The sequence below is a fragment of the Agrobacterium rosae genome, assembly GCF_002915175.1.
Lineage (GTDB): Bacteria > Pseudomonadota > Alphaproteobacteria > Rhizobiales > Rhizobiaceae > Agrobacterium > Agrobacterium rosae.
Genome location: NZ_NXEJ01000008.1, coordinates 748,904 through 774,706, shown reverse-complemented (window position 1 = coordinate 774,706; position 25,803 = coordinate 748,904). Strand labels below are relative to the sequence as shown.

19 protein-coding genes are annotated in these 25,803 nt (G+C 58.1%); 10 read left to right on the top strand and 9 right to left on the bottom strand.

Features of this window, described 5'->3' with window-relative positions; translation table 11 throughout:
* Position 1: 1 nt before the first annotated feature.
* Together CPJ18_RS19275 and CPJ18_RS19270 are read right to left on the bottom strand one after the other, a co-directional pair.
* Complete coding sequence (locus CPJ18_RS19275) at positions 2-1,369, bottom strand: dihydroorotase (protein WP_077102571.1); 1,368 nt, start codon at positions 1,367-1,369, stop codon at positions 2-4.
* Positions 1,366-2,028, bottom strand: coding sequence for an aspartate/glutamate racemase family protein (locus CPJ18_RS19270; RefSeq protein WP_077102825.1), 663 nt, complete (start codon positions 2,026-2,028; stop codon positions 1,366-1,368). Before CPJ18_RS19270 ends, CPJ18_RS19275 begins: the two co-directional genes overlap by 4 nt.
* A gap of 202 nt (positions 2,029-2,230) precedes the next feature.
* On the opposite strand from CPJ18_RS19270, the gene CPJ18_RS19265 reads away from it, so the two are divergent.
* Positions 2,231-2,923, top strand: a complete 693-nt coding sequence (locus tag CPJ18_RS19265) for a GntR family transcriptional regulator (RefSeq protein ID WP_083716329.1) — start codon at positions 2,231-2,233, stop codon at positions 2,921-2,923.
* Between the two features lie 41 nt (positions 2,924-2,964).
* Here the strand turns inward: CPJ18_RS19265 and CPJ18_RS19260 are convergent, their stop codons facing one another.
* The gene (locus CPJ18_RS19260; protein WP_103586167.1) at positions 2,965-4,767 is read right to left on the bottom strand and encodes an ABC transporter ATP-binding protein; all 1,803 of its coding nucleotides are present in this window, start codon (positions 4,765-4,767) and stop codon (positions 2,965-2,967) included.
* Between the two features lie 189 nt (positions 4,768-4,956).
* On the opposite strand from CPJ18_RS19260, the gene CPJ18_RS19255 reads away from it, so the two are divergent.
* The 7 genes from CPJ18_RS19255 (at position 4,957) to CPJ18_RS19225 (ending at position 13,416) form a co-directional block, all read left to right on the top strand.
* The gene (locus CPJ18_RS19255) at positions 4,957-5,814 is read left to right on the top strand and encodes a sulfurtransferase (protein ID WP_077102568.1); all 858 of its coding nucleotides are present in this window, start codon (positions 4,957-4,959) and stop codon (positions 5,812-5,814) included.
* Positions 5,815-6,054: 240 nt separating this feature from the next.
* Positions 6,055-7,620 carry an ABC transporter substrate-binding protein gene (locus tag CPJ18_RS19250; protein WP_077102566.1) on the top strand — a complete coding sequence of 522 codons (1,566 nt, stop codon included), beginning with the start codon at positions 6,055-6,057 and terminating at the stop codon, positions 7,618-7,620.
* Between the two features lie 94 nt (positions 7,621-7,714).
* Positions 7,715-8,725, top strand: coding sequence for an ABC transporter permease (locus CPJ18_RS19245; RefSeq protein ID WP_103659652.1), 1,011 nt, complete (start codon positions 7,715-7,717; stop codon positions 8,723-8,725).
* A 5-nt stretch (positions 8,726-8,730) separates the two neighbouring features.
* The gene (locus tag CPJ18_RS19240) at positions 8,731-9,570 is read left to right on the top strand and encodes an ABC transporter permease (protein ID WP_103659651.1); all 840 of its coding nucleotides are present in this window, start codon (positions 8,731-8,733) and stop codon (positions 9,568-9,570) included.
* Between the two features lie 8 nt (positions 9,571-9,578).
* Entirely contained in the window at positions 9,579-10,964 is a 1,386-nt protein-coding gene (locus tag CPJ18_RS19235; protein ID WP_103659650.1) for an ABC transporter substrate-binding protein, read from the top strand.
* Positions 10,965-10,981: 17 nt separating this feature from the next.
* A complete protein-coding gene (locus CPJ18_RS19230) occupies positions 10,982-11,365 on the top strand; it encodes a VOC family protein (RefSeq protein WP_077102560.1) in 384 nt (127 codons plus the stop codon).
* Complete coding sequence (locus CPJ18_RS19225; protein WP_103659649.1) at positions 11,362-13,416, top strand: SUMF1/EgtB/PvdO family nonheme iron enzyme; 2,055 nt, start codon at positions 11,362-11,364, stop codon at positions 13,414-13,416. The genes CPJ18_RS19230 and CPJ18_RS19225 overlap by 4 nt, the downstream gene beginning before the upstream one ends.
* Positions 13,417-13,463: 47 nt before the next feature.
* Here the strand turns inward: CPJ18_RS19225 and CPJ18_RS19220 are convergent, their stop codons facing one another.
* Positions 13,464-14,090 (bottom strand): outer membrane protein, encoded by a 627-nt coding sequence (locus CPJ18_RS19220; RefSeq protein WP_077102556.1) that lies wholly within the window; start codon positions 14,088-14,090, stop codon positions 13,464-13,466.
* Between the two features lie 390 nt (positions 14,091-14,480).
* Between CPJ18_RS19220 and CPJ18_RS19215 the strand changes: the two genes are divergently transcribed.
* Positions 14,481-15,983 carry an ATPase domain-containing protein gene (locus CPJ18_RS19215; RefSeq protein WP_077102554.1) on the top strand — a complete coding sequence of 501 codons (1,503 nt, stop codon included), beginning with the start codon at positions 14,481-14,483 and terminating at the stop codon, positions 15,981-15,983.
* Entirely contained in the window at positions 15,958-18,033 is a 2,076-nt protein-coding gene (locus CPJ18_RS19210; RefSeq protein WP_103659648.1) for a hybrid sensor histidine kinase/response regulator, read from the top strand. The genes CPJ18_RS19215 and CPJ18_RS19210 overlap by 26 nt, the downstream gene beginning before the upstream one ends.
* A 34-nt stretch (positions 18,034-18,067) precedes the next feature.
* On the opposite strand, the gene CPJ18_RS19205 is transcribed toward CPJ18_RS19210, so the two are convergent.
* The 5 genes from CPJ18_RS19205 to kdpA are packed head-to-tail and all read right to left on the bottom strand — an operon-like array spanning position 18,068 to position 25,798.
* The gene (locus CPJ18_RS19205) at positions 18,068-18,772 is read right to left on the bottom strand and encodes a response regulator (RefSeq protein WP_077118506.1); all 705 of its coding nucleotides are present in this window, start codon (positions 18,770-18,772) and stop codon (positions 18,068-18,070) included.
* Positions 18,769-21,462 carry a sensor histidine kinase gene (locus CPJ18_RS19200; protein ID WP_077118505.1) on the bottom strand — a complete coding sequence of 898 codons (2,694 nt, stop codon included), beginning with the start codon at positions 21,460-21,462 and terminating at the stop codon, positions 18,769-18,771. The genes CPJ18_RS19205 and CPJ18_RS19200 overlap by 4 nt, the downstream gene beginning before the upstream one ends.
* A gap of 5 nt (positions 21,463-21,467) precedes the next feature.
* A complete protein-coding gene (gene kdpC / locus CPJ18_RS19195; protein WP_077102546.1) occupies positions 21,468-22,037 on the bottom strand; it encodes a potassium-transporting ATPase subunit KdpC in 570 nt (189 codons plus the stop codon).
* A gap of 2 nt (positions 22,038-22,039) precedes the next feature.
* Positions 22,040-24,076, bottom strand: coding sequence for a potassium-transporting ATPase subunit KdpB (gene kdpB, locus CPJ18_RS19190; protein ID WP_077102544.1), 2,037 nt, complete (start codon positions 24,074-24,076; stop codon positions 22,040-22,042).
* A gap of 12 nt (positions 24,077-24,088) precedes the next feature.
* A complete protein-coding gene (gene kdpA / locus CPJ18_RS19185) occupies positions 24,089-25,798 on the bottom strand; it encodes a potassium-transporting ATPase subunit KdpA (RefSeq protein WP_103586160.1) in 1,710 nt (569 codons plus the stop codon).
* Positions 25,799-25,803 lie beyond the last annotated feature (5 nt).

Here is a 25,803-nt window from a genome sequence, read left to right as displayed (position 1 = left end):
TTTAATTTTCAAACCAGCTGGATGTGCCGCGTGCGGCATATTTTCCGTCACCGGCTGCATTGACGATGGCGGCACCATCCCAGGCTAGCTTGCCACCGACATAGGTGCGGACCACGCGAACCGAAAATTCACGTCCGTCAAACGGGCTCCAGCACAGTTCATCATGCGCCTTGGACGAATCCCATATTTGCGGTTCCGCCTTGAGGATTGCGATATCGGCGTCCGAACCCACGCGCAATGCGCCTTTTTCGGGCCATAGGCCGAAGAATTTGGCAGGCCTTTCGCACAGTTGCTCCACCGTCATCGTCGCGGCATCGTAACCACGGAGTTCCGCACCCGTGTAGAATGCCGGAAGCAGGGTTTCGAGGCCCGGCACACCGGCACCGGCCTCGAAAATGGACGGCGTGAATTTGTTGTCGACGGGCCAGCTGGAATGGTCTGAACTGACGAAGGCCACCCGGCCATTGGCCACATCTTCCCACAGCGCCTCGATCTGGCCGGGGCGGATGGGCGGGTTCACCTTCATTTTTGCACCGAGTTCGGGGCCATCGATTTCCGGGTCCAGCCACAGATAGTGCACGCACAGTTCACCCGTGGCACGGAAACCGTCCAGCAGGTAGTTTTCGACAATGTCGAAGCCACGTGTCGTCGTCAGGTGGACGATATGCGCATGTGCGCCTGCGGCGGCACCGAGTTCCAGAAACTGCGCCGTTGCCGCCATTTCGGCCGCTGGTGGTCTGCTGGCGGAATGTGCCTCAATGCCATCGCGACCGGCAGCCTTGGCGGCGGCGATGTGGGCGCGAACGATTTCCTGATCTTCATTGTGCACGCCAAGCGGAATATCCGTATCTGCCAGTGCGGAAAAGATATCCAGCGTCTGGTTGGACGAAATGCGGGGAAAGCGCGTCGGGCTGCTTTCGAAGGTCGAGATCTTGAACGCCACCACACCACCGGCAATAAGGCCGTCGATGTCCTTCGTCGACTGGTCCGGCATGACTGTGGCGTAAAGTGCCACGTTGCAATGGGCGTGCTCTTCGATCGCGGCAATCTTGGCATCCAGTCTCGCAACCGTGTTCAGCGGATCGGGATTGTCATAGGGCATATCCACGATGGTGGTGATGCCACCAGCGACCGCCGAGCGTGTTGTCGAGCCGATGCCAGGAAGACCGCCATAGCTACAGGCATGGGTTTGCCCATCGATGACACCGGGAATGATCAGGTCTTCTCCGGCATCGAAGCGCTCGGTTGCATCAGGCACGTCACCGGTGCCGATGGCGGCAATCTTGCGGTCCTTTATGGCAATCCAGCCGTTTTCCAGCGGACCATCCGGCAGAACGACAGTGCCGGTTATCACGATATCATAGCTCATGACGCTTGCCTTCCATAGTGCAGATCCAGTGTCGTGCAGGCCAGCGCCACACCGGCCTGAACCGGATCGATGACGGTTAGACCTAGTGTTTCCTCGAGCGCGCGGCGATATCCGCCAAGGCCGGCGCAGCCGAGAATGATCACATCGGCACCATCCTCATCGCGCAGCAGCTTGGCGGTGCGCGAGACGGTTTCGACGACGTCTCCCGCCATCAGTTCGACCACCGTTTTGTCGATGGAGCGGTCGCCGGCCAGACGACCTTCGAAGCCCAGATGCTTCAGATATCGCAGGTGCCGGTCGATGGAGGATTGGCCAAGCGAGATGATGCCGAAGCGCTCTCCAAGGCCAAGCGCTGCCAGATAGGCGGCTTCGGCAATGCCGACGACCGGGCGCGTCGTGGTTTTTCGAACCGTCGCAATGCCGGGGTCCGAGAAACAGGCGAGCACGAAGGCATCGGCAGAAGCGTCGGCAACGGCTTCGATGATGTTGGGAATGACCTGGGCAACATGCGCATCCGTCTCGATGCCGGCGGGTGATTTGGCAAGCTCCGTGCAGCGGATGTCATGACGCGTGGCCGCGCGCACGAGGCCCAGGCAAGCTTCCATGGAGCGCGTGACGGAAACGGAACTGTTGGGATTGATGACGAGAATTTCGGACAAGACGATACCTGCGGAGTGGGCGTGTGCGAGGATTGTATCTCTAAAATATATTACGTAGTATATCAGTGCGTCGCCGGTTGTCAAAGTTCTGTTGGTGATGAAATCATGGCAGAATGCGTGCATGGCAATGACGCGACGACTGACCTATGCTGGCGACGACCTGCTTAAGTGCGGCGCGTCTATGCGAAACTGGAGAGTGACTTTGAACAAAGCGGACGTGTCGGGCGATAAGCGGAGCAAGTCTCTTACCGAAAAAGCCTATGCCGTTTTGCGTGAACGGATCATCACCGGAGAACTGGCACCGGGCATGGATGTGTCCGAACCGGAGCTTGCCGAGCAGCTTTCCGTCAGCAAGACGCCGGTGCGAGAAGCGCTTGCGCGGCTTTGCGTCGAGGGTTTCATGGAGGCCTATCCGCGACGGGGCTACCGCGTCACGCCCGTGACCGTGAAGGACATGAACGACCTCTTCGCCATTCGCGGCATGCTGGAAGGCACCGCGGCGGCTCTTGCTGCCAAAAACCTGAGCGATGACGAACTGGACGCGCTCGATCAACTGGCGGATGTCACCTATGTAATCGGCGAGGAAATCAGCACGAAAACCTTCGTGGATTCCAATCAGGAGTTCCATTCCGCCATTGCGCGCGGCTCTCGCAATCCGCGCCTTTATTCGCTGGTGATGAGCCATCTGGAGGAATGCGCGCGACTGTTCTACATGGGCGCACGCGTGCGCGACATCAATCCGGAAACCAATGTCGATCATCACCGCATCGTCGCGGCCTTGCGCAAGCGGGATGCCGACATGGCGCAGCAGGTCATTGTCAAGCACAACGAAAACACACGCGCTGGCCTTCTGGGCGCGCTGATCGCGACCGGGCAAGGCGGCCTGACGCTTTAAGGCCTCGTTTAAACGCAATTCGGGCGGCATACGCACACCTTTCAAGCGACCTTGACGAGATGACCGGGTGTAGGCTCCGCATAGCGTGCTGCCACCGGCACGTAATCGACCGGACGCACAGCGCTGCCGATCTCTCCGCCTTCCGCCACCTTGCGCAGATGGCGTCTTGCAGGGTCTGCGATTGGAACCGCGCTGAGAAGCCTTCGCGTATAAGCATGTTGCGGATTGCCGAATATCTGCGCACGCGTGCCGATTTCAACGATCTCACCCAGATACATCACCGCCACCCGGTGGCTGACGCGCTCCACCACAGCCATGTCATGGCTGATGAAGAGGTAGGCGATTTTCAGCTGTTCCTGAAGCTCCATCATCAGGTTGACGACCTGCGCCTTGATCGAGACATCCAGCGCGGACACGGCTTCGTCAGCCACGATGAGACCGGGATTGAGCGTCAGCGCGCGTGCGATGCTGATGCGCTGGCGCTGTCCGCCTGAGAATTCATGCGGAAAACGCCGGGCCATATCGGCCTGCAAGCCGACACGTACCAGCAGGTCCGTCGCCCTGTCGCGGGCCTCTTTCGCCGACGCCAGACCGTGCGAGACCAGTGGCTCCATGATGGCCTCACCCACACGCATGCGCGGGTTGAGGCTGGAGAACGGATCCTGAAAGATCATCTGCATATGCTGGCGCTGCCTGGACAACTGTGCAGGATCGAGTGCGCCGATGTCGTTGCCGTTGATGCGGATGGAGCCGCTGACGGGTTCGATTAGCCGCAGGACCGAGCGTCCGGTGGTGGATTTTCCGCAACCCGATTCGCCCACCAGCGACAGGGTTTCACCCTTATGCAGATCGAAGGAGATATTCTCCACGGCATGAACGCGACCACTCACGCGGCCGAGAAGGCCTGATTTGATGTCGAAACGGGTGACGAGATTGCGTACTTCGAGGATCGGCGGCTTGTTGGCCTCAACCGTTCCCGAAATCTCGCGCTCGGTGGAAGCCACGCCCGTATCCGTATCGGTCAGCGGGAATGTTGCCGGAAAATCCTTGCCCTGCATCGACCCCAGCCGTGGAACAGCGGACAGAAGGGCCTTCGTATATATATTGATAGGATTTGCGAATATCTGTTCGGTTTTTCCGGTTTCGAGCGCGCGCGAGCGAAACATGACCACGGTCCGGTCGGCAATCTCGGCCACCACGCCCATGTCATGTGTGATGAACAGCACGGCCATGTTGTCTTCATCCTGCAAGGATTTGATGAGTTGCAGGATTTCGGCCTGGACCGTGACGTCGAGTGCCGTGGTCGGTTCGTCCGCGATCAGCAGTTTCGGGCGGCAGGCCAGTGCCATGGCAATCATGATGCGCTGAAGCATGCCGCCGGAAAGCTGGTGCGGATATTCGTCGAAACGGCTGGATGCGGCGGGGATGCGCACTCTCTCCAGCAGCTTCACGGTTTCGCTGCGCGCCTGTGCCTTCGACAGTCCGCGATGCCGGATGATGGCTTCGGCAATCTGCCGGCCCACCGACAGAACGGGGTTCAGCGACGTCATCGGCTCCTGAAAAATCATGGTAATGTCATTGCCGCGAATGTCCTGCATCTGCCGCTCCGGCAGGGACAGAATATCCGTGTCTCCCAGCTTTACCGTGCCGGTGACGCGGGATGTGCGCTCCGGTAGCAGCCGCATGATCGACATCGCCGTCACGCTCTTGCCGGAACCGGACTCGCCGACGATAGCCACCGTCTCACCGGCATCGATGCTGAAACTCACATCGTTGACCACGGCGTTCCAGATGCCGTTGCGGCGGAAGGCGGTTGTCAGATTTTCGACGGAAAGAACTGTCAAACTTCCATACTCCGGATCGTGCAATGCTTCACCGACTGGTATTGCACAGTGCGAACCGGCAGATGTCAACAAAAATATCTCGTGGAATATCACGTGAGATATTTATCTCTTGTCATCGTCTGCACGATGGATAACCTTATCATGATGAGAGACGATCGACCTTATCAGCCAACCCATTCGGAGACCACGATGTCTGATACCACGCGCATATCGGTTCTGCTGACGCCGGTGCAGTTGCAGGAGATGCTGTCGTCCGGTACCGATGTCACGATCATCGCCGTGCACTCCATCAATCCCTACACCGGCCAGGATTCGTTCAAGGGACTGAGGATCAAAGGCGCGGTCGATACCCAGGCCTACACCGATTTCCAGTCCCCGGCGAGCTTCGAGGGCGGACAAAGGCCATTGCCTGATATCGCGCAGTTGCAGCACAAGGCACGCGCCTGGGGGCTGCGACCTGAAAGCACCATCGTCGTTTACGATGCTGACCGCAGCATGACGGCTGCACGGGCGTGGTGGGTGTTGCGATGGGCGGGATTGCCGGATGTCCGGGTTCTGGATGGCGGGTTTCCGGCCTGGGTGGCTGCCCATATGCCGGTCACTGAGCAAGAGACGGCGGTGACGCCGAGCGACATCGTTCTTTCTCCCGGGCACATGGCCGAACTGGGTGCTGACGCCGCCTTGAAAATGGCGACCGAGGGCGTTCTTCTCGATGCGCGGATCAGGCCCAACTATATTGGCGGACAGGTGGCACCCGGCCAGCCGCCGCGTGGTCACATTCCCCATGCGTTGAGCGCGCCGGCACCAGACAATGTGACAGATTACGGAAATTTCACCGATGATGCGACGTTGCGGGAAATGTACCGGGTGCTGGGTGCCGATGGCAGCAGGCCGGTCGGTGTCTATTGCGGGGCTGGAATGTCCGCGGCGCACACCGTTCTGGCGCTGGCCTCTATCGGCATAGATGCGGCCATGTATCCCGGATCATGGTCCGCATGGGTCAGCGATCCAAAGCGCCCAGTCGTGATTGGTGCCGATCCGGCCTGAGCCGATGTGATGATCAGATTTTGCTCGATTGACGTTTGGGACAGTATAATATTTTCTCTTTTGCACAATAAATGAGCCATATTGCCTATTTGTTTAAATAGCTTGCAGATGTTCTTTACAGCACAAAAAGCGATGATATATTTCGTGGAATATCAGAGGCGAGAGCCGCGATTAAACCGACAGCATGCAGCCGAAGAGAGGCGATAAATGCCTCGATCAGACCGCGAAAGGGTCTTGCCCATGAAACTCTTTAAAGGACTAGCAGCCGCAGCCTTCGTGGCCCTGCCGCTGTTTGCAGGTGCGGCGAACGCGCAGAGCAATGACCCGTTGAAGACACTCGTCATTGCCGTGCCATCCGATCCCGTCAGCCTGGAACCCGGCACCAACAAGGCCGAGCCTGTTGGCAGCGAGATCATTCTCAATGTTTTTGATACGCTTGTGGCCTGGACTGCTCCGGACTTTAACGAACTAGAAGGTCGCCTTGCATCCAGCTGGACTGTGTCAGCGGATGGCAAGGAATTCGACTTCAAAATTCGCGAAGGCGTCAAGTTTCAGGATGGTACGCCTTTCGATGCTGCCGCCGTGAAGTTCTCGCTTGAGCGCACCAAGGCGACAAATTCCTACGTCAAGGCAACTTTCGGCCTGATCAAGGACATCGCTGTTGTATCTCCGACCGAAGTCAAGATCAGCCTGACCGAACCCTATCCGGCGTTCCTGTCTATTCTGGCGCAGCCGCAATCGGCCATCGTCAGCCCGGCCGCCGTGGAAAAGTTTGGCGATAAATTTGCGGCCAACCCTGTCGGCACCGGCCCCTTCGTCTTCAAGAGCGCGCAGGCTGATACCAATGTGGTGCTCGAAGCCAACCCGGATTATTTCCGTGGTGCGCCCAAGCTGTCGCGCATCATCTACCGCGTCATTCCGGAAGCCTCGACGCGTCGTCTGGAGCTTGAAAGCGGCGGCGTCGATGTCGTCCAGCAGCAGGGCCAGCTTTCCTCCATCGCCGCTGAAGATATTGCCGCGTTGAAGTCCAACCCTGACGTCAAGATTCTGGAAGTCTCCAGTCAGATCATTCGCCAGCTTGAATTCAACAACAGCAAGAAGGACGGCCCGTTTGCGGATCTCCGCGTCCGTCAGGCCGTGGCCCACGCTATCGATTATAACGGTCTGCTGAACGGTGTGTTCGGTGGCACGGCCGAGCGCGTCTATGGACCTTTAACGACCAATAGCTGGGCGTTCGATCCAAAGATCAAGGATCTGGCCCCGAATTACGATCCTGAAGCATCGAAGAAGCTTCTGAAGGAAGCCGGTGTCGATCCATCCACGATCCAGTTGAAGCTCTACAGCTTCCAGGGCCCGCTCTGGGCAGCCGTTGCCACCTATGTGCAGGCCAATCTGGCCGATATCGGCATCAACGCCACCATCGAACAGACCGAGTTCCCTGCCTACCGCGCTCTTCAGACCGCAGGCCAGTTCGATGCCGCGCTTGACGGTCGTCAACCCTGGTACAATGATCCGGATGCGCATATTACCATCGGCTATCTGTCGTCGCTTGCCAATTCGGCCATGACGTTCCGCATGCCTGAAGACAAGGCTCTGGACGATCTGATCCTCAAGGCCCAGCAGACTGTGGATGTTCCGGCCCGTACGGCGCTCTATCATCAGGTGCAGGAAGAAATCGTCAAGCGCGTCCCCGGCGTCTATCTCTTCAGCCCCAAGCTGATCGTCTTCCAGCGCGCCAATGTCGAAGGTCTCGTCGTCAACAGCGCACCGCCGCTCAATGAATATTGGGGCGTTTCCAAGAAGTAAGGTTTTCCGGGCCCGCAGCCTTGCGCGCCCGTCAATCCGATCTGCAACGGGAAACCGTGGCAGATCATTTTTCGATGTTATGAGTAGGCAGGGAATGGCGAGTTTTATTCTGCGACGGTTAATCGCCCTGATACCCGTCATGTGCATCGTGCTGGTCATCGTGTTTTCGCTGGTGCGGCTAATACCCGGAGACCCGGCTGTCACCCTGCTCGGCCCCGGTGCAACGCAGGACCAGATCGATGCCTTGCGGGCGCAACTGGATCTCGATCAGGCGTTTCCCGTTCAGTTCTTCAACTACGTCACCGGCCTGTTGCAGGGCGATTTCGGGATATCTTTGAAAACCGGACAGCCGGTTGCCCATGAGATACTCACACGCCTGCCTGCCACGATCGAGCTTTCTGTTTTGGCGGTCATCGTCGCCATCATAATCGGCATTCCCATTGGCGTTTTATCCGCCACCAGACCCAACTCCAACTTCGACCATATCACCCGCGTCGTTTCGCTGGTGGGGGTGTCCATGCCAGCCTTTCTGCTGGCGTTGATCCTGCAACTGATCTTCGGCACCTATCTCGGCTGGCTGCCGGTTTCGGGCCGCATGAGCTCCTTCATCATCGCCGAACCAGTGACAGGATTTGCCATTCTCGATGGCATCATCACCGGCAACTGGGCCGCCGCCTGGAGCGCCTTGCAGCACCTCATTCTGCCAACCGCTGTTCTGGCAGCGTTTCTCGGTGCCACGCTTGGCCGCTTCGTGCGCAATACCATGCTGGAGGTGATGGGCGAGGACTTCATCCGCACTGCCAAAGCCAAAGGTTTGCGAAGGGCCGATGTCATTCTAGGTCACGGATTGCGCAATTCGCTGCTGCCGGCCATCACCGTCATCGGTCTGAAATTCGCGGAAATGCTGGGCGGTGCGATCCTGACAGAAACAATTTTCGCATGGCCCGGCATTGGCCGTTACATGTTCGAGGCGATCAAGAACCGGGATTATCCCGTCATTCAGGGCACGACGCTGGTGTTTGCGCTGCTGTTCGTGTTCACCTCCATCGTGGTCGATGTTCTCTACGGCGTTCTGGACCCGCGCGTCCGCAAGAAAATGAAGTGAGCCGGATGTCAGAGCTTTTCACCTTTCTGCGCAAAAACACGCTCGCTCTTGCGGGGTGCATCATCCTGCTGTTGCTGGTCGCCGTCATCGTGTTCGGGCCGATGATTTCGCCCTATTCGCCAACCAAGCTGGATGTGCTGCACAAGCTGGCCGCACCGAGCTTTGAACACTGGCTTGGTACGGATGCCTTCGGGCGCGATATTTTTACGCGCATCATGTATGGCGGTCGGGCCACATTGGCCATCGGCGTCGGTGTCGTCGCCATCGCCTTTGCCGTCGGTGTCACAATCGGCATGCTGGCGGGTTTCCTCGGTGGCTGGTTCGATAGCATTGCCATGCGCATTGTCGATGCCATCCTTGCCTTCCCGGCGCTTGTGCTGGCCATCGCGCTGGCCGCGGCCTTCGGCCCCAGTCTTGAAAATGCGATGCTGGCTGTTGCCATCACGCTTGCCCCGCAATTTGCCCGTGTTGCCCGCAGCCAGGCGCTCAGCATTTCCGTCAAACCTTATGTGGAGGCTGCGGTTTCGCTTGGCCTGCCCACGCCGCGCATCCTCTTCCGCTACATTTTCGTCAACGGACTGGGGCCGCTGCTGGTGCAATCCACACTGGCGCTCGGCAGTGCCATCCTGCAAACGGCAAGCCTTGGGTTCCTGGGTCTTGGTGCCCAGCCGCCCATGGCGGAGTGGGGTGCCGATGTCTCGGCCAATCTTCAATATGTGCGCAGTGCCGCATGGGTGGCGCTTGCACCCGGCATGGCGATCCTGCTTGCCTTGCTCTCCTTCAACCTGATTGGTGATTCCCTTGCGGACTGGTTCAATCCGCGCCGCCGCAACGAACTCGACTGAGGTCAGCCATGTCCATTTTGACCCTTGCCCTCGAAAAAGTCGATTTCCTGCCGCCAACGCGGGTGACGGACGATACCAGCGTTCTGACGCTGAAAAATCTGGTGTTCGAACCGCTTTTGAAATGGAACGACGGGCACGTTCAGCCTGCCCTGTTCTCGACATGGACGCACAGCCCGGATGGCCGGGAATGGCGGTTCACCATTCGCGATCGTGCGACGTTTCACGATGGCAAACCGTGCACCGCATCCGATATCACCGACTTCATCGATGGCATCATGGACGCTGTCGATACGTTCGGCATGAAATGGTCCTATGCGCGCTATCTGGCCGATGCCGAAATTGTGCCGGATGGGGACACGGCTATTATCGTGCGCAATCCGCATCCGATTGCCGATATTCTCGACATATTTTCCGAATTCTACATCTGCCGTTTTGCAGCGGATGGAACGCCGGTTCTCGGCACAGGACCGTTTCGTGTTCTGAGTTTTGAACCCAAAGTCCGCACAGAGTTGGAGCGGGTATCCGGCAATGGTGAGCCGCAGCGCGTCATCGCCCTGTGCGAACCATCTGCGGACGCACGATACGCATTGCTGAAATCCGGCGATGTCGATGCCGCGCTCAATCTGGAGCGTGTCGAGGACAAGCTGGTGTTCGATGCAGCCTTCCAGTGGGACAAGGCCGTCAACACGCTGTCGGTCATGTATTATCTCAATTGCAGCAAGGGCATTTTCCGCTCTCCGCAGGTACGGCTGGCCGCCAATCATGCCGTCGATACTGCGGCGCTGTGCCGCGAGATATTCGCTGATCTGGCAGTTCCATCGGCCAGCATCGTCAGCCCGTTTCACCTGGGCATGGCAACGGCCGGGCTATCGCCCATCGCCTATGATCCAGACAAGGCACGCGCCCTGCTGGCCGACCTGGATGGAGACCGCAAGATAACCCTTCGAACGCCCACCTTCATGCCGGAGCGCGCGCCTGAGATTAGCGACTTCGTGGCCAAGGCGCTGGAAGCTGTCGGGTTTGAGGTGGAGATCGAGGTCGAAACCGACCGTCCCGAATATGCACGCCAGATCGGGCGCAAGGAGATGGGCGATATGGCGATTTTCGATTCGTCGCCGCACAGCACCTATCGTATTCTCAACGACAAGATTTCAAGCGTGACCAAAGCCGTGTGGTGGCAGGGCTATGATGATGCCGAAGCCGAGCGGCTGATTGCTGCGGCCAATGCGGCGGTCGAGCCGGACGCGCGGGAACAGGCTTATGCGGCCTGCCTCACCCATCTCAACGCCAATCCGCCCTGGCTCTATCTGTTGCACCCGGTCGATGTTTTCGCGGCGCGCAAGGATATTGCGGGGCTCTCGATCGATCACAAGGGTACGCTGACGATCGCCTGAACACGAGGATACACACGATGAAAAAAGACCACTCGATCACCTTCTTCTATTACGACGATATTCACGCCGTGGTGCCGTTTTATGAAAACGTGCTGGGCTTCGAACTGGTGCTGGATCAGGGGCTGGCGCGCATCTATCGCATTGCCGAAAACTGCTATTTCGGCATTGTCGATGGCAATCGCGGCCACTTGAAACATCAGGAAAAAAGCGCCGTGCTTTTGACCATCGTCTCGCAGGATGTGGAAGGCTGGCACAAGCGGATCAAAGAAGCAGGCGTCGCCGGTCAGTCGGAAATGCTGCGCGGTAATTTCTGCGAGCATTTCTTCTTTGAAGATCCAGCCGGTTATGCCATCGAAATCCAGAGATTTCACAATCCCGATGTGGCAAAGCTTTTTCCATGACCCATGACGATAGAGATACGGTGGACAGCCCGCTTTCGCAAGCGCGCGCATTCGCAACGGCACCGCTTTTTGCACTTCCTGACGGCTCCATCATCGATCTGGTGACCGGCTATATTCCGCTGCTTGTCAACTTCACCTTCGAGGACAAGGCCGCAAAGGGCCTGCGCAAGCTGACCGATCAGGCGGAGCCGGAACCAGCCGTCTATTTCACAGCGCTTGAAATGGTGCGCGACCATTCGGCTGTCATGCTGACGGGTGAAACCGGAAGCGGCAAGACTACATTTGCGCGGCATCTGGCGGTTTCGCTCATGCAAGGGACACCGTCACCTCGCCCCGTCGCGCGCAACGATCTCGGCGCAGTGCAAGATGAGGAGTGGACGCTGGAGGGCGTGCTGCCGCTTTATCTCACGGTCGGGCCTTCAAGCACGTTCAGTTCCTTGATTGAAGCCGCACTCCCGGATGGTGAACACGCACTGTCGCTGGACCCCGCTTATGCCGGCCACGGGATTTTGCTGATCCTCGACGGCATCGAGGCCGCCGGTGATGCCGGGCCGCAATGGCTGGCCGATGCGCTGGCATTCCAGAGCCGCCACCCGGACCTGAAACTGCTGGTCCTTGGAGAGGTTTCGGTCGTCAAGAGCTGGCCACTTCCGGCGGGTTATGTACGCTACGATCTGTTGCCCCTTCTGAAAAGCCAACGTCGGGAAACCGCCGCACGACTGGCTGGCCTCGATCTCGATGCGACGGGCGTGGCGCTTGGCCATGCCGCAGCCAATCCGGCACAGTTCGTCATGGCCATGCATGGGGAAGATGCCGGTGACAGCGCCGAGGCGATCACCGACCGCTGGCTTGCAAAGATTTCCGGGGATGCGCAGACGAGCGAACTGTTTTGCGGTCTGGCTTTCGATGCGCTGACGGCCGAGGTCGATGATCCAACCATCATGCCCATCACCCGCGTTCGCCAACTGCTGGCCGCCGTGCATCTCGCCTCCAAGCCGGTGGACGTGGCGGTTGCGCATTTTCGCAAGATGCCAGCTCTCTGGACACCGGTTATCACCAGTATTGCAGCACGTCTCTCCGGTACCGATGCCGCTAATGCCTTGATCGAAGCCCTGATAGAAGGCGAGGGCGACCAGGTTCTGAGGGGCGCTTTGCTGGCCGCCGATCTGGTGGCAGATACCGGACCCTTGCGCACCGCTATCGCCGGGCATCTGCTGGAGATCGTCAGCAAGGGACGGCTCGCCGCACCGGAGCGTGAAGTTGCAGGGCGCATTCTGTCCCGGTGGGGCGATCCCCGCACGCTCGATGTGTTGACAGATGTTGCGGGCGGACAATTCACCTTCGGATCCGATACGCATGTGAATTCCGCGCCACCGCATACCGTCACCGTGGATGCCTTTCGCATCGGCATGTACCCAGTCACGAATGGTGCCTATGGCGCGTTTGTTCGCGAGACCGGGCGGTTGTGGCGCAGCCCGGATGGCTTTGCCGAAAACCGGCGCAATGCACCTGCCACCGATCTGACCTGGCACGATACGCGCGCCTATTGCCAGTGGCTGACGGATCGCTGGCAGGCAGAGGGCCGTATCACGGCAGACGAATATGTCCGCCTGCCCACGGAGCCGGAATGGGAGCGGGCGGCGCGTGGTGACAAGCCGGATATGGGTGCGAATAGGATTGTGTACCCTTGGGGACAGGCGTGGATAGACGATGCCGCCAACTCCGAAGAATCAGGGTTTAACACCACCTCTGCCGTCGGCCTGTTTCCCAAGGGGCGTTCTCCCTACGGCTGCTACGATATGGTCGGTCAGGTCTGGGAATGGTGCACGACGCTTTGGGGGGACGACATGGCAACGCCCGATTTCCGATATCCTTATTCGGAAGATGGCCGCGAGGCGCTTGATGCGGCACCCTCCATTCGGCGCGTGCTGCGCGGCGGTTGTTTTTCGAGCGGCAAGCAAAAAGCCTGCTGCACCTATCGCGGCAGTCTGGAGCCCGATGGATTCTGGCGCGGCAACGGTTTCCGCATCGTGGTATCTGGACGAAAATAAGAAAACGATGGGCGGCGGACTATTCAATCCGCCGCCCTTCAATGATCTTAGAAGCGGTAGTTGACGCCGCCCTTGACGACATGATCGCTCAAATCCGTGTGGGATGCGACACCATTGGAAAAGGTGCGTACATCGTCCGTCGCAACGTAGTTGTATTCAACCTTCGCAGAGATTTGCGGCGTGAAGCGGTGTTCCGCACCGGCACCGAGCAGGTAGCCTTCTTTCATGCCATCCGGTCCGGTCACATTGGCACCGTCACGCAGGCTCGTCACGGTCAAACCGGCAGTACCGTAGACGAGCGTGTCGTCCAGCTTGACGCCGGCTCTGACCTTGGCGGCAGCGCGCCAGCGTTCACGCAGGTTGCCGTTTGGAACCTTCTGCTTGGCATCACCCAGATAGGTTCCTTCGACTTCACCGCCAACGACGGCTGACCCGAGATCGTAGTCATAGCCACCCTGGGCACCGAGGGCCAAACCCTTACCGCCTTTGAACGGATTGGCACTTGGCATGGCCGCACCGATGTGACCACCGACATATGCACCTGTCCACGAGGTGCTTGGTGCCTCATTGTAAGCGGGAGGAGCCTCGTAGTTCGCCATATCAGCTGCCAGCACGGGGGATGCCGCGATAGAAGCGAGGGCTGCGACTGCCATTGATTTCAGGGTCTTCGACATAAGTTAACTCCACACCTTATACACTCGAGGTGGCCGAGTGGGCCATTGAATTTCCAAAACGCATTTACGACTGCTCGTCTGATTGCGGTTTTGACTAAGAATGGCACAAAGATAAGACCCGTTCCGCAATTCCATTAGAATTTGACTAAAACTTTAACGTCATAGCTAACGAAGGGTTAACAAGATTTGGCGTGCGCGCGCTCTACGTTTTAAATCGACCGCAGGCATGCAGGATTACGCGCTCGTATTGCACGACGAACTTCCTGCCTTCCCCATGAACGATTGGAACTGAACCGCTACGACGAACATTTCGTAATCGATAATATAAAACCTATCGATCTTTATTGCGGATGATAAAGTCATTAATGACGACGGAAAACAGGAACGACCATGAGAGATATCAATAGTAAGGCAATGACGGGCGTCGAAGGACTGGATGATATTTTATCTGGAGGTCTATCTCGGCGTCACGTGTTTTTGCTTGAGGGATCTCCCGGTACCGGCAAAACAACTATTTCTCTCCAGTTTTTGATAGAGGGCGCGGTCAATGGCGAGCGGTGCCTGTATGTCAGCCTGTCGGAATCTGAATCGGAATTGCGCGACAGCGCTGCATCTCACAACATGACTTTGAATGACAATATCGAGATATTCGAGCTTGTACCGCCTGAAAGCCTGCTTGATGCTGACCAGCAACAGAGCCTTCTCTATTCTTCCGATCTTGAGCTCGGCGAGACGACGAAGCTGATCTTTAGCGCCTTCGAGAGGGTCAAGCCGGACCGCGTTGTGATAGACAGCCTGTCGGAAATTCGACTTCTGGCGCAGAGTTCCTTGCGATATCGTCGGCAGATACTGGCGTTGAAGCACTATTTCTCGAAATCTGGCGCGACCGTTCTGCTGCTCGATGACCTGACGGCTGATGTTCTGGACAAGACCGTTCACAGCGTCGTCCACGGGGTTATCCACCTAGAGGAATTGTCTCCCAATTACGGATCGGAGCGTCGCCGTGTCAGAATCCTGAAATATCGGGGGCAAGCCTACCGTGGTGGATATCATGATTTCGTCATCCGCACCGGTGGCGTGGCCGTGTTTCCACGTCTGAGGGCGATCGAGCACAAGACATCATTTAAACGCGATATGCTGAGCAGTGGTATTGACCGCCTTGACGGATTGCTCGGTGGAGGCGTCAGTCGCGGCTCGAGCACCCTATTGATCGGTCCTGCGGGGACGGGTAAATCCACCTTCGGTTTTCAATTCATTGTTGCTGCCATCAAGCGTGGGGAAAAAGCGGCGGTCTTCATTTTTGACGAAGAGCTCGGTCTGCTTTTCGAACGCATGAAGCAGATGGGCATCGATCTTCAGAAAATGCAGGATGAGGGTGCGTTGCACATCGAGCAAGTCGATGCGGCAGAGCTTTCACCGGGGGAGTTTGCCCAACGTGTCAGAGATCGGGTTACGACAGAAAACGTCAAAACGGTCCTGATCGATAGCATCAACGGCTATCAGGCCGCCATGCCGGAAGAAAACGCACTTATTCTCCACATGCACGAACTGCTGCAATTCTTGAACAGACAAGGTGCCAACACGTTTCTCACGGTTGCCCAGCATGGGCTCGTTGGGGATATGAAATCGCCGGTTGACGTCACCTATCTCGCAGACACCGTTATTTTGCTGCGTTATTTTGAGGCGGTCGGTCGCGTGAGAAGAGCCGTTTCCGTCATAAAGAAACGAACCGGCATGCATGAAGACACCATTCGCGAATATAAGATCAACCAAAATGGTCTGACCTTGGGAGAGCCGATTTCCGCATTTCAAGGTGTTTTGCGAGGCGTCCCCGTTCTGATGCCTGACAGTCTGCCTTCACCTGCCAATGAGGGGGGTCTCGAAAATTTTTGATCCCTGCCATTTGGCACTTGTCTATGCACCGACCGGTCGGGATGCGCAAATTGCAGCGTCGCTTCTCACGGAAGAAGGAATTCATTCCAAATCTGTCGAGACGATCTCAGGCATGGTGTCAGCGCTCGATGACGACGTTGCATTCGTGGTCGTCACGGAAGAGACCTTGCGCTCCACAGACTTGCGGCCTTTGTCGGACTGGATCGGTAACCAACCCGCTTGGTCGGATCTGCCGTTTATCGTTTTGACGCATCGCGGAGGCGGGCCTGAACGCAACCCGGCCGCGTTGCGATTGTCAGAAATTTTGGGGAACGTCAGCTTCGTGGAGCGCCCGTTCCATGCGACGACCTTCATCAGCGTTTCGCGAACCGCCTTCAGAAACCGGTTGCGCCAGTTCGACGCGAGATCCCAAATCGGGGCTCTTGCCGATAGCGAACTCTGGCTTCAGACGGCACTGAGCGCAGGCCGGCTGGGATCCTGGGAGCTCGATCTGGCCTCAAAGACATTGGTCTGCTCAGATACATGCAAGTCCATTTTCGGTTATCCTCCCGAAGCGCGGTTCGAATACGAGGATCTTCTCGAAAGCGTTCACCCGGATGATCGCGAACGTATGCGCGCCGAAGTCGCCGATACGATCGAGAACGGCAAAGAATACTCCATCGAATACCGGATCGTGTGGCCGGACAGGTCCGTACATTGGGCAGAAATCAAAGCTCAGCTTTATCGTGACCGACGCGGCGTGGCCATCAAGATGGTCGGTGTCTCGGCAGATATCACCGCGCGAAAGGAAGCAGCCGAAAAGCAACGGCTTGAAAATGAAACCTTGGAGCTGCGTGTCGCCGAACGGACTGCAGAGCTTCTTCAGGCCCATGAAAAGGTCATGGCAGAAGTCGAGCAACGGCAAAAGGCCGAAGAGCAGCTCCGCCAAGCTCTGAAGATGGAGGCCATTGGCCAACTCACGGGCGGCGTTGCCCACGATTTCAACAACCTGTTGATGGCCGTCATGGGCAATCTGGAGCTTTTGGCAAAACATGTGCCTTACGACGAGAAGGCTATGCGCCTGATAGATGGCGCGTTGAAAGGTGCCAAGAGAGGTGCTTCGCTGACCCAACGCCTTCTCGCCTTTGCCCGTAGACAGGATCTTCAAGTCAAGCCGGTGAATATGCTGAGGCTAATTGAAGACATGGATGATCTTCTCAGACGCTCCGCCGGTTCAAACATCGCGCTGAACCGGAGCTTGGGGACGGACCTGCCATTTGCATTGGGCGACGCAAATCAGATCGAGCTTGCCCTCCTCAACCTCGTGGTGAACGCACGTGACGCGATGCGCGAGGGTGGGACGATCAGCATTGGGCTTCGCGAAGACAAGCTTCAGCGCTCTACACCGGAATTGGCGGCAGGTGACTACGTCGTTCTGTCAGTGACAGATACGGGAACCGGTATGGATGCAGAAACACTGAAGAAAGCAATCGATCCATTCTTTTCCACGAAAGAACTGGGCAAGGGAACAGGTCTCGGCTTGTCGATGATCCATGGACTTGCTCTCCAGCTCAAGGGTGCCCTCGTCCTTCAAAGTACCTTGGGTAAAGGAACGACTGCTGAGCTCTGGATTCCCGTGAGTGACGATGAAGCCAATGACAAGCAGCAGGCCATGCCTGTTGAAACTCCTCAGACATCGTCCACGGACAGGCAGTTGAGAATTCTCATGGTCGATGATGACGCGCTGATCGCCATGAGTTCCGTCGATATGCTGGAGGACCTGGGGCACGAGGTCGTTGAGGCCAGTTCCGGCAAGCAGGCTCTTGAAATACTGGCAAACGCCGCACCGTTCGATCTGCTTGTGACAGATTTTTCGATGCCCGGAATGAACGGTGCCGAACTGTCGCGCAAAGCGCGCGAACTGGTTCCAAATCTACCTATTCTGATCGCGACCGGTTACGCCGACCTTCCAGATGGGATGGATCTTGAAATCAGCAGGCTGGGCAAACCCTACACCCAGGACCAGCTCGCAAGTGAAATATCCAAGGTGCTCGCCACTAATGTGGGATAAGGCGGCTTGCTTTGCGTATCATGTCCCACATGGGTTAATGATCTGAGCTTTCATCGCTGACCAGCCGATATCCTACACCCGGTTCGGTTTGGACTATTATCGGCTGAGAGGGATCACGTTCGATCTTCTGGCGGAGTTGGCCTATGAAGACGCGCAGATAATGCATGTCCTCTTCATGAGCCGGACCCCACACAGATGTCAAAAGCGTTCGATGGGTAACGACACGGCCAGCGTGGTGGGCAAGAAGCGTGAGCAGATCATATTCCTTCGGCGTCAGGCGAATGGATTTGCCACTGCGGGAAACGACGCGATGAACGATATCGATGATAAGGCCATCCGCGTTCACAAGTGACGGAACGTCTTTGCTGGCGTTTGCACGGTGACGCATGGCCGTTCTGATACGTGCGGTCAGTTCGCCGATGTGGAAAGGCTTTTCGATATAGTCGTCCGCGCCAAGATCGAGGGCTGCGATTTTTTCCGCCTCCCGGTCACGCGCAGACAGGATTATGATGGGAATGGTAGACCAGCCGCGCAGACTGGCGATGACGTCCTTACCGTCCATATCCGGCAGGCCCAAGTCGAGGATTACGACGTCGGGCGCAGCCGTCGCCACGGCTTTCAGTGCATCAGCGCCGTTTTCGGCCTCGATGACATCATATCCCGCAGCGGCAAGTGCTGGCCGAAGAAAGCGCCGAATCTGGGGTTCGTCGTCAACGACAAGAATGCGGGCAAGTGTCATGATGTTCCTGAAATCTGGCCTTTTTCCTCTATCGGAAAACGCATGACAATACGAGTGCCTCTCTTTCTGACCGCGGGACTTTCGGCATAGATGCGCCCGCCCAGCGCTTCCACGAAGCCGCGGGCGATGGAAAGCCCAAGGCCGGTTCCGGGAGAGCGGCCATCGGATTTTGAACGCCGGTAAAATTTCTCGAAAATGCGGTCGAGATCGGCAGCGGGAATGCCCTTGCCCATATCGGTAACGGAGATCGCCACCTCTTTCCCATCTCTGCGGACGTAAATATTGACAGGCTCACCGCCCCCATATTTGGCAGCATTGTCGAGAAGATTGAACAGAACCTGTTCCAGTAAAACGCTGTCGCCCCGCATCAAGGGCAGGTCGGATGCGATACCGGTTTCGAAGGTCTGGGCCGGAAAATATTTCCGTGCCCGTTCGGTTGCCGAGCGCACCACGTCAGCCAGATCCACCCAGTCACGCTTGGCTTTCAGCGTTCCTGTCGTAATCCTCGTCATATCCAAAAGGTTCGCCACGAAACGGCTGAGCCTTGCCCCCTCCTCCTCGATGGATTGCAAAAGATCGTCGCGGCTTTCCGGCGTCATACGCTCCCCCAGTTCGCGAAGACTGGTGACCGCGCCGGTGATCGTTGCAAGTGGCGTGCGCAGATCATGGGAGATGGAGGATAGCAGGGCATCCCGGTAACGTTCGCTTTCCAGCCGAAGGGACTGTTCGGCACTCTCGGAGGAGAGGCGTGCGCGGTCGATGGCCGTCGCCGTCTGGTCGATGATGGCGGAAAACATGCGCTCTGCGTTGGAATCCAGCGCCTCATCGCCGACCTCGTAACCACACACGCCGACAACACCGTGTGGGCTGGTGAGCGGCCTGAACTGGAAACGGCAATTGGGCAACGTGCCGGTGCCGGCACCGGCTGGTTCCTTTTTCGTGTTGGCCCAGCGCGCTGCGGCGATCTCGGCAATGCCTAGTTCCGTATCCGGCGGCCACGCAGCCGCGGTCTCCAGCGTATCGCCATTGGGCCGAAGCAGTACGATGTTGCGATTGATGCCTGCATGCAGCTGCGTAACGGCGGCCCACAGGACTTCATCGACATCGGCAGTGCCGGACAGTTTGCGGGCGAAGTCATAAAGCGCCTGCATGGCGGCGGCACGAGAGCGCGCCGTCTTGGCCTGTTCTCGGATACGCGAGCCCAGGCTGCCCGCGAGAACTGCTGCGACGACGAAGATAAAGAGCGCGAAAACCTCGTGCGGCGAGGCGATGGTGAAGGTGTAGAGCGGCGGAATGAAGAAGAAATTATAGGAGAGCGCAGACAGCAGCGCGGCCATCAAGGCGGCTGCGAAACCGGCATAGGTGGCGGCACCGAGCACGGCGATGAGAAACAGAAGCGAAATATTCGGCAGATAAACGATGCGGTCGATCAGCGCGCCGATCAATGCGGCTGGCAGCACACATAAAAATGCGATGCCAAAGGGCTTTGCAAGTGTCGGGAGGCGCGGCCAGACCGGTTTTGGCTTGGCACGATGCGACGTCTTTTCATCGGCGGTGACGAGGTGAAGGCCAATGCCGCTCGTTTCGCGGGTCAGCGCATCGGCAAGGCTTGTGCGCAGCGGGTTTCGCCACCATTGACGGCAATGGGATCCGATGACGATTTGTGTGGCGTGTTCGCGCTTGGCGAGTTTCATGATTTCGGTCACGAAATCGCTGCCGGTGACGCGCCGCGTTTCGGCACCCAGCTTTTCCGCCAGCCGGAACGTATCGTCTATGCGCCGCAAATCTTCGTCGTTCATGGTTTCCCGATCAGAATGGGAAATATTAACGACCAGCCAAGGCGCGTTGAGGCCCGAGGCAAGGCGGCTGGCAACGCGAACGACTTTTTCGGACAGATCATCGGCACCGATGCAGACGAGAAGCCTCTCCCCCGTCGCCCATGGCCCTTCGATGGCGTTCTGGCGCAGATAATCGATCATCTGATCGTCCACCCGGTCCGCCGTGCGCCGCAGCGCCAGTTCTCTGAGCGCTGTCAGATTTCCAAGCCGAAAGAAACGATCGGCGGCGCGTCTTGCGCTTGCGGGCAGATAGACCTTGCCGTCCTGCAGGCGGGTGATCAGCTCTGCGGGCGGCAAGTCCACAAGCAGGACTTCATCGGCCCTTTTCAGCACCGTATCGGGAATTCTCTCGCGCACATTGACGCCGGTGATTTGGGCAACGAGATCCGACAGGCTTTCCAGATGCTGAATATTGAGCGCCGTCCATACGTCGATACCGGCATCGATGAGCTCGTCAATATCCTGATAGCGCTTGGGGTGCCGGAAGCCTTCCGGGTTGGAATGCGCCAGTTCGTCCACGATGATGATGCGAGGCTTTCGGGCCAGCGCGCCATCGAGATCGAATTCCTGCAATTCCTTGCCGTGGTAGGAGACCGACAGGCGAGGTAATATTTCCAGCCCTTCCAGAAGGGCCGAGGTTTCGCTACGGCCATGGGTCTCTGCCAGCCCGACGACGATCTCCGTTCCGTCGGCACGCAATCGCTGAGCGCGGTTCAGCATCGCATAGGTTTTGCCGACACCGGGTGCTGCGCCCAGAAAAATCGTCAACTTGCCCCGGCGATCTTTATCCGCCAGGGCAAGCAATGCGTCAGGGTCGGGACGGTTCGTCTCGTAGGGCTCGGTTGTCGGCATCCGTATCAGCTCTTGTGCGCATCCAGCGCAAGGTTAAGCTCTAGCACATTCACGCGCGGTTCGCCGACAATTCCAAACACCCTGTCTTGCGTATGGCTTTGAACCAGCGCACGAATTTGCTCCGGTGGCAGCTGCCGCGCAAGTGCCACCCGCGCAACCTGCGCTTCGGCAAATTCCGGGGTGACATGGGGGTCGAGCCCTGAACCTGATGTGGTTACGGCATCGGCTGGAACTGCGCCGGTGATTCCAACAGCATTTAACCGTCCGATGTCACCTTCGACGCGGTCGCGCAGCTTGGCCGATGTCGTGCCCAGATTGGAACCTGACGAGGCGGAGGCGTTGTAAGGGTCCGGCGATGTTGCGGATGGACGAGGCCAGAAATAGCGTTCCGATGTGAAATTCTGGCCGATCAGCGAGGAGCCGATGATGGTTTCGCCTCGCTTGACCAGGGTGCCATTGGCCTGGTCCGGCATGACGGCCTGGGCGATGCCGGTGACGGCGAGCGGATAGGCAACGCCGGTTACGAGTGTCAAAAGGACGAGAAAGACAAATGCGGGTCTGAGAAGTTTGAACATGATTACACCAGATGCAGGGCCGAAACGGCGAGGTCGACGATCTTGATTCCGGCAAATGGCAGCAGCAGCCCGCCAAGGCCGTAAATCAGGAGATTTCTACGCAGAAGCGACGCAGCGCTTGTTGGCCGGTAGGCGATGCCCTTCAACGCAAGCGGGATGAGCGCGATGATGATGAGCGCGTTGAAGATGACGGCAGACAGAATGGCCGATTGCGGCGTGGACAGCCCCATGATGTTGAAGGCAGCCAGTGCCGGATAGGTCGTGACGAACAAAGCCGGGATGATCGCGAAATATTTGGCGACATCATTGGCTATGGAGAAGGTCGTCAGCGAACCGCGGGTCATCAGAAGCTGCTTGCCGATTTCGACGATCTCGATCAGCTTGGTCGGGCTGGAGTCGAGATCGACCATATTGGCGGCTTCGCGTGCCGCCTGCGTGCCGCTTTGCATGGCCACGCCGACATCGGCTTGAGCGAGCGCCGGCGCATCATTGGTGCCATCGCCGCACATGGCGATCAACCGCCCGCCTTGCTGTTCGCGGCGGATATAAGCCAGCTTGTCTTCCGGCGTTGCCTCGGCCAGGAAGTCATCGACACCGGCCTCCGAGGCGATTGCAGCGGCAGTGACCGGGTTATCGCCTGTTACCATGACGGTGCGGATGCCCATGGCACGCAGGGCCGCAAAGCGTTCCTTGATGTCGGGTTTGACGACGTCCTTGAGGTGAATGACGCCAAGCAGGCGATTGCCGTCTGCAACACCAAGCGGCGTACCGCCTGACCTTGCAACACTGTCCACGGCCTGCATGAATTCGGCCGGGGCTTCCTTGTCGGAGATGCCGGTGAATTTCAGCACGGCATCGATTGCGCCTTTGCGCAGGCGATGGGTGCCCATGTCGATGCCCGACAGGCGCGTCTGTGCGCTGAACGCAATGGTTTGATCGGCAACGGCCTTCGGTGTTGCCAAGCCGAACTCACCCGTTGCCAGCGCCGCGATAGAGCGGCCTTCCGGCGTCTCATCGGAGAGGCTAGCAAGGAGTGCAGCTTCTGCCAATTGCTGCGGTGTGACGCCCGGTGCCGGAATGAAATCGGATGCCATACGGTTACCGAAAGTTATAGTGCCGGTCTTGTCCAACAGCAGGGTGTCGACATCGCCCGCCGCTTCGACCGCACGACCGGACGTGGCAATGACATTGAAGCGAACGAGCCGATCCATACCGGCAATACCGATAGCCGAGAGCAGACCGCCGATTGTCGTTGGAATGAGGGTTACGAGCAAAGCGGCCAAGACGGTGACCGTGAGAACCGTTCCCGAATAGCCCGCAAGGCCCCAGATCGTCACGACCACGATGAGGAACACCAACGTCAGGCCCGATAGCAGGATGGACAGGGCGATCTCATTGGGCGTCTTCTGGCGTTCTGCACCTTCGATCAGCGCGATCATGCGGTCCACGAAGCTTGCGCCCTGTGGCGTGGTGATACGGATTTTGAGCTGGTCGGACAGAACCTGCGTGCCGCCGGTCACGGCTGAGCGGTCGCCGCCGGATTCGCGGATGACAGGAGCGGATTCGCCGGTGATAGCACTTTCGTTGACGGAAGCGACACCCTCGATCACCTCACCATCGCCGGGGATAAGCTCCCCGGCATCTACGATGACGACGTCCCCCACCTTTAGGGCAGTGGCGGGAACCGCCTCCTCCTGACCATTAGCAACAATGCGTCGGGCAGTGAGATCAGACCGTCCGCGCTTCAGACTTTCCGCCTGCGCGCGGCCTCTGCCTTCAGCGACGGCTTCGGCAAAGGTGGCGAAGAGAACCGTAAACCACAGCCAAGCGGCAATCTGGCCGGAGAAGACTGCCGTGCCATTGCCGGTGACGAGATCGCGCAGAAACAGGATCGAGACCATCGCAGCCACCACCTCGGTCACGAAGATGACCGGCGTGCGCATGAGCTGTCTTGGGTCCATCTTTACGAAAGCCTGCCGTGCGGCGGGCCCGATGATGGAGAGATCGAAAAGACCAGGTTTTGCTGGCTTTTGTGACATGAATTTTGTCCTTTAGAACGTCTGGCCGGCAAGCATCGCGAAATGTTCGACGATGGGGCCAAGGGCCAGAGCCGGGAAATATTGCAACCCGCCAAGAATGATGATGATGCCGATCAACAGACCAACGAACAGCGGCCCATCCGTCGGGAATGTTCCATTGGAGGCGGGAACGCGGACCTTTGCAGCCAGCGAACCGGCAATGGCCATGACCGGGATGACGTAAGCGAAACGACCAAGCAGCATGGCAAGCCCAAGCGTCGTATTGTACCAGGTCGTGTTGCCGGAGAGGCCGCCGAAGGCCGAGCCATTGTTGCCGGCAGAAGACGTATAGGCATAGAGAATTTCCGAAAGCCCATGCGGACCTGCTGTACCGATGCTGGCAACTGCCGCCGGCAGGACTGACGAGATTGCCGAGAAGCCGAGAATGGCGACGGGCAGGATCAGAACCGCCAGCATGGCGCATTTCATCTCGCGACCTTCGATCTTCTTGCCCAGAAATTCCGGCGTGCGACCGACCATCAATCCAGCGACGAAGACGGACAGAAGCGAAAAGACCAGCATGCCATAAAGACCGGAGCCGACACCGCCGGGCAGAATTTCACCCAGCTGGATGAGGAACATCGGCACCAGACCACCAAGCCCGGTGAAGGAACCGAGCATGCCATTGACGCCACCATTGGAAACGCCCGTGGTCACCGCTGCATAAAGCGCCGTCATGGCCTGTCCGAAGCGAACTTCCTTGCCTTCCATATTGCCCTGCACGGCATCGACGCCGAGCGCGGTCAAAATGGTGTTTCCGGATGATTCCGCCCAATAGATCGTCAAGACGCCTGCGATCAGCAGAAATGCCATGGCGGAGAGCAAAACCCAGCCCTGCCGACGATTGCCGACCATCTGGCCAAAGCAGTAAACCAGCGCGGCGGAGACGGCCAACATGGCGTAGATATTAAGGTAGTTGGCAAAGGCAGTCGGATTTTCAAAGGGATGGGCGGCATTGGCATTGAAGAAGCCACCGCCATTGGTGCCGAGCTGCTTGATGGCTTCCTGGCTGGCAACCGGTCCTAGCGAAATAACCTGCTGTGCGCCTTCCAGCGTGGTTGCCGTGACACTGCCGTCCAAAGTTTGTGGAACGCCGGTCCAGACGAAAACGAGTGCGACGATGATCGCAAGCGGCAGCAGGACGTAGAGCGTCGCACGGGTCATGTCGACCCAGAAATTGCCAAGCGTGGTGGCCTGCGAGCGAGCGAAGGCGCGGGTGAATGCCACGGCAAGCGCTATGCCCACCGCACCGGACAGAAAGTTCTGTACCGATAAGCCGACCATCTGGCTGAAATTGCTCATGGTCGCTTCACCGGCATAGTTCTGCCAGTTGGTGTTGGTGACAAAGCTGACGGCGGTGTTGAACGCCAGATCCGGCGGCACATTTGCAAAGCCCTTCGGATTGAGCGGCAGATAGGCTTGCAGCCGCAGCATGGCATAGAGAAAGAGGAAACTGGCGAGCGAGAAGGCAAGCATGGAAAGCGTATAGGCAAGCCAGCTCTGTTCCTTATTGGGACCTGTGCCTGCTGCCAGATATATCCCCTTCTCAACCGGGCTCAGCAATGGGGAGAGGAAGGTGCGCTCACCTGCAAAAACCTTTGCCATGTAAAGACCGAGAGGTTTGGCGGTGACGAGCACGGCAAGGAAAAGGAGGCTGATTTGCAGCCACCCGAGAATGGTCATGGGAA

Excerpts from the sequence above, each read along its gene's own strand:
- CPJ18_RS19210 (WP_103659648.1), top strand. The coding sequence starts at position 15,958 with ATGAGGGGGGTCTCGAAAATTTTTGATCCCTGCCATTTGGCACTTGTC.
- kdpB (WP_077102544.1), bottom strand. The coding sequence starts at position 24,076 with ATGTCACAAAAGCCAGCAAAACCTGGTCTTTTCGATCTCTCCATCATC.
- CPJ18_RS19205 (WP_077118506.1), bottom strand. The coding sequence starts at position 18,772 with ATGACACTTGCCCGCATTCTTGTCGTTGACGACGAACCCCAGATTCGG.
- CPJ18_RS19250 (WP_077102566.1), top strand. The coding sequence starts at position 6,055 with ATGAAACTCTTTAAAGGACTAGCAGCCGCAGCCTTCGTGGCCCTGCCG.
- kdpA (WP_103586160.1), bottom strand. The coding sequence starts at position 25,798 with ATGACCATTCTCGGGTGGCTGCAAATCAGCCTCCTTTTCCTTGCCGTG.
- CPJ18_RS19235 (WP_103659650.1), top strand. The coding sequence starts at position 9,579 with ATGTCCATTTTGACCCTTGCCCTCGAAAAAGTCGATTTCCTGCCGCCA.
- CPJ18_RS19255 (WP_077102568.1), top strand. The coding sequence starts at position 4,957 with ATGTCTGATACCACGCGCATATCGGTTCTGCTGACGCCGGTGCAGTTG.
- CPJ18_RS19225 (WP_103659649.1), top strand. The coding sequence starts at position 11,362 with ATGACCCATGACGATAGAGATACGGTGGACAGCCCGCTTTCGCAAGCG.
- CPJ18_RS19215 (WP_077102554.1), top strand. The coding sequence starts at position 14,481 with ATGAGAGATATCAATAGTAAGGCAATGACGGGCGTCGAAGGACTGGAT.
- CPJ18_RS19240 (WP_103659651.1), top strand. The coding sequence starts at position 8,731 with ATGTCAGAGCTTTTCACCTTTCTGCGCAAAAACACGCTCGCTCTTGCG.
- CPJ18_RS19220 (WP_077102556.1), bottom strand. The coding sequence starts at position 14,090 with ATGTCGAAGACCCTGAAATCAATGGCAGTCGCAGCCCTCGCTTCTATC.
- kdpC (WP_077102546.1), bottom strand. The coding sequence starts at position 22,037 with ATGTTCAAACTTCTCAGACCCGCATTTGTCTTTCTCGTCCTTTTGACA.
- CPJ18_RS19245 (WP_103659652.1), top strand. The coding sequence starts at position 7,715 with ATGGCGAGTTTTATTCTGCGACGGTTAATCGCCCTGATACCCGTCATG.
- CPJ18_RS19200 (WP_077118505.1), bottom strand. The coding sequence starts at position 21,462 with ATGCCGACAACCGAGCCCTACGAGACGAACCGTCCCGACCCTGACGCA.
- CPJ18_RS19230 (WP_077102560.1), top strand. The coding sequence starts at position 10,982 with ATGAAAAAAGACCACTCGATCACCTTCTTCTATTACGACGATATTCAC.
- CPJ18_RS19275 (WP_077102571.1), bottom strand. The coding sequence starts at position 1,369 with ATGAGCTATGATATCGTGATAACCGGCACTGTCGTTCTGCCGGATGGT.